We start from the raw sequence: 3216 nt of genomic DNA, 5'->3' as shown, positions 1-3216 counted from the left end.
CTTCAATAGGATCAAACAGTTCCGAGGCATCGCAACCCGATACGATAAGCACCCGGAAAACTACCTCGCCGCCGTAAAGCTCGTCGCCGCGAGGATATGGTGTCAGAGTTTATGAGTCGACGTCCTAGATCGATTCGGGGAGCAGGCTGCTATGCCAGACACCGTCCATCGTCGGCCCTCTCCCTGATCTCCTCAAACGAGGGATGCCTCAGCTTCCGCTCATCGGTCCCACGCCCGATACTCGCTCTCACTCAAATGATCATCGAGGAAGGGCTCCCACCGTAGTTGCGAAGCCGCTGAGCTCCTCACCAAGAGGTTGGTTTTTGTGTCAGTCTGGGCCGCGCGAAGGACCCCCTCCGCAAGATCGGGGTTTTCCCGGATGGGCACCTGCTACATCCTTGCAGGGCGTTCTCTGCGCGGCGACAATCAAGGTGAGACTCAGCGTCAATCAGGATGAGACTCGGCGGCGGGGGTGTGACGAAGGGAGGGCGTAGCCCGACCGGAGTTACACCCCCGCCGCGGCGCAATTTTTAGGCGTCTCATGATCGCGGTCGGCCCGCTACGGTGGCGGTTTTCTGGAATGGAGAACCACCTTTGTGCCGGGTCGCCATGTAACCGATCATCAGATGAGATTATTCATGAAGTATCGACAAACGCATTCTGTTGAGGTCGCTGCCGCGAAGGCGTCGATCAGCCGGGCGACGGCATTCCGCATCGAGAAAGAGCAGCGCCTTCCGTCGCAGAACAAGCCGCCCCGCGGTCGGCGTCGCCCCGATCCGCTTGAGCATATCTTTGATGCGGAGGTCGTTCCGCTCCTCAAGGCTGCTCCCGGCATTCGTGCGGTCGCCGTTTACGACGAGATGCTGCGGCGTCATCCGGAATTGCCCGAAGGCATTCGCCGCACACTTGAGCGGCGCATCCGGTCATGGCGGGCCATTCACGGTGAGGCACAGGAGGTGATCTTCCGCCAGACGCACGAGCCCGGCCGGTTGGGGCTGTCGGATTTTACCGACATGGGCATCCTCGGCGTGACGATTGCCGGTCAACCGCTCGACCATCTGCTCTATCACTTCCGGTTGGTCTGGTCGGGCTTTGAGCACGCCCATGTCATTCTTGGCGGCGAAAGCTTCGTCGCCTTGGCGGAGGGACTGCAGAACGCCCTGTGGTCCATTGGCGGCTCGCCGCTCTATCACCGCAGCGACAGCCTGTCGGCTGCCTTCCGCAACCTCGATGCCGATGCCAAGGTCGATCTCACAAACCGCTATGAGGACCTGTGCGCTCATTACCGGATGACGCCAACCCGCAACAACAAGGGCGTCGCCCACGAGAACGGCTCGATCGAAAGTTCCCACGGCCATCTCAAGAACGCAGTCCGCGATGCACTCCTGATGCGCGGCACCCGAGACTTTAACGATCTCCGCTCCTACCGCGCCTTCATCGACGAGATCGTCAGCCGCCGCAATGCCGCACATGGCAAGCGCATCGATGCCGAGCGCCCGCATCTGCAGGCACTTCCCGATCGCCGCACCACCGACTTCGAGGAGGTAGTCGTCACCGTGTCGCGCACCGGCGGCTTCGCCTTGCGCAAGGTCTTCTACACCGTGCCCTCCCGTTTGATCGGCCACCGGCTGCGTGTGCGTTTGTTTGACGATCGCCTCGACGTCTTCATCGGCGGTACGCATCTGCTGACGTTGCCACGAGGTCGCGCCCACGCGAGCGGCAAGCATGACCAGGTCGTCAACTATCACCACGTGATCCACTCCCTGCGCAAAAAGCCCATGGCGCTTCTCAACCTGGTCTATCGCGACAAGCTCTTTCCCCGGCCGGAATATCGAAGGGCTTTCGACACTCTCATCGAGCAACTGCCTGACCGGCAGGCTTGCAAGATCACCGTCGAATTGCTGGCCCTGGCTCATGATCGCGGTTGCGAGCGTGAACTGGCCGAGGAGCTTGCCAGAACGCTCGACGCCCGCAAACTGCCCGACCTGGTGGCCTTGAGAGCGATCTTCGGTCCAGACCCGGATCAGTTGCCGACCGTTCATGTGCAGCTCGCATCGCTCAATAGCTATGAAGCCCTGATGGGGTCTGCCTATGCGGGAGAGGCCGCATGAAGAACATCCACAACACCATCGACGAAGCCCGCCTCGGCATCATGCTCAATGAACTGAGGCTGCCGACAATCAAAACGCTGTGGCCGCAATTTGCCGAACAGGCCGATCGTGAAGGGTGGCCTGCGGCTCGCTTCCTCTCCGCCATCGCCGAACACGAGCTGGCTGAGCGGGCGCATCGCAGGATCGAACGTCACCTCGCCGAGGCGCATCTGCCGCCCGGAAAGACGCTCGAGAGCTTCGCTTTCGACGCCGTGCCCATGGTCTCCAAGGCCCAGGTCATGGCCATTGCCGCCGGCGATAGCTGGCTCGCCAAAGGTGCCAATATCCTGTTGTTCGGCCCGCCCGGCGGCGGAAAGAGCCATCTCGCCGCAGCCATTGGCCTCGCACTGATCGAGAACGGTTGGCGGGTGCTGTTCACGCGCACGACAGACCTCGTCCAGAAGCTGCAGGTCGCACGGCGTGAGCTCCAGCTCGAATCCGCCATCGCAAAGCTCGACAAGTTCGATCTGCTCATCCTCGACGATCTGGCCTACGTCACCAAGGACCAGGCCGAAACCAGCGTGCTCTTCGAACTCATCTCAGCAAGATATGAGCGGCGTTCCATCATGATCACCGCCAATCAGCCCTTTGGAGAATGGAACCGCGTCTTTCCGGACCCGGCCATGACGCTTGCCGCGGTGGACCGACTTGTTCATCACGCAACGATCTTTGAAATGAACGTCGAAAGCTATCGGCGACGTTCCGCCATGGAAGCCAAACGCCAGCGCGGCAGACCTGCCGCCTTCGCGACAATCAAAAGCTCTTCCCAGTTTGTCGCGGAGCGGCAATCAGAACACGATGAGACTCTTGCCAGCGACAATCAGCATGATACCTTCGTGCCGACCGCGACATAAGATCTCATCCAGATTGTCGCCGCCGTCTCATCCTGATCGTCGCGCCATAGTTCTCGCTACAGCGATGACGATGTGGCTACGTTGCTAGGTCGTAAACTCATAAAACCACTTGTTGTTTAGTCGCGCCGATGATTCAAGGCTTCCGAATGAGGGAGCCTTGGAATGACGCGCCGCCGCTACGAACTCACCGACCACGAATGGTCAATCCTGTC

2 protein-coding genes and 1 pseudogene are annotated in these 3216 nt (G+C 60.4%); all 3 read left to right on the top strand.

The window, feature by feature from the left end:
* A pseudogene (locus tag CN933_RS31150) lies at positions 1-115 on the top strand (IS5/IS1182 family transposase); the annotation flags it as partial.
* Positions 116-596: 481 nt separating this feature from the next.
* Positions 597-2111, top strand: coding sequence for an IS21 family transposase (istA, locus tag CN933_RS31145; protein WP_102763422.1), 1515 nt, complete (start codon positions 597-599; stop codon positions 2109-2111).
* Positions 2108-3004, top strand: coding sequence for an IS21-like element helper ATPase IstB (istB, locus tag CN933_RS31140; RefSeq protein ID WP_102763421.1), 897 nt, complete (start codon positions 2108-2110; stop codon positions 3002-3004). The genes istA and istB overlap by 4 nt, the downstream gene beginning before the upstream one ends.
* The last annotated feature ends 212 nt before the right edge of the window (positions 3005-3216 follow it).

Source organism: Sinorhizobium sp. M4_45 (assembly GCF_002885915.1).
GTDB lineage: Bacteria > Pseudomonadota > Alphaproteobacteria > Rhizobiales > Rhizobiaceae > Sinorhizobium > Sinorhizobium meliloti_A.
Note: the sequence above shows the minus strand (reverse complement) of the source record. Positions and strands in the feature narration are given on the sequence as shown.

What these genes read in the sequence shown, in the direction of transcription:
- istB (WP_102763421.1), top strand. Translation starts at nt 2,108, where the DNA reads ATGAAGAACATCCACAACACCATCGACGAAGCCCGCCTCGGCATCATG.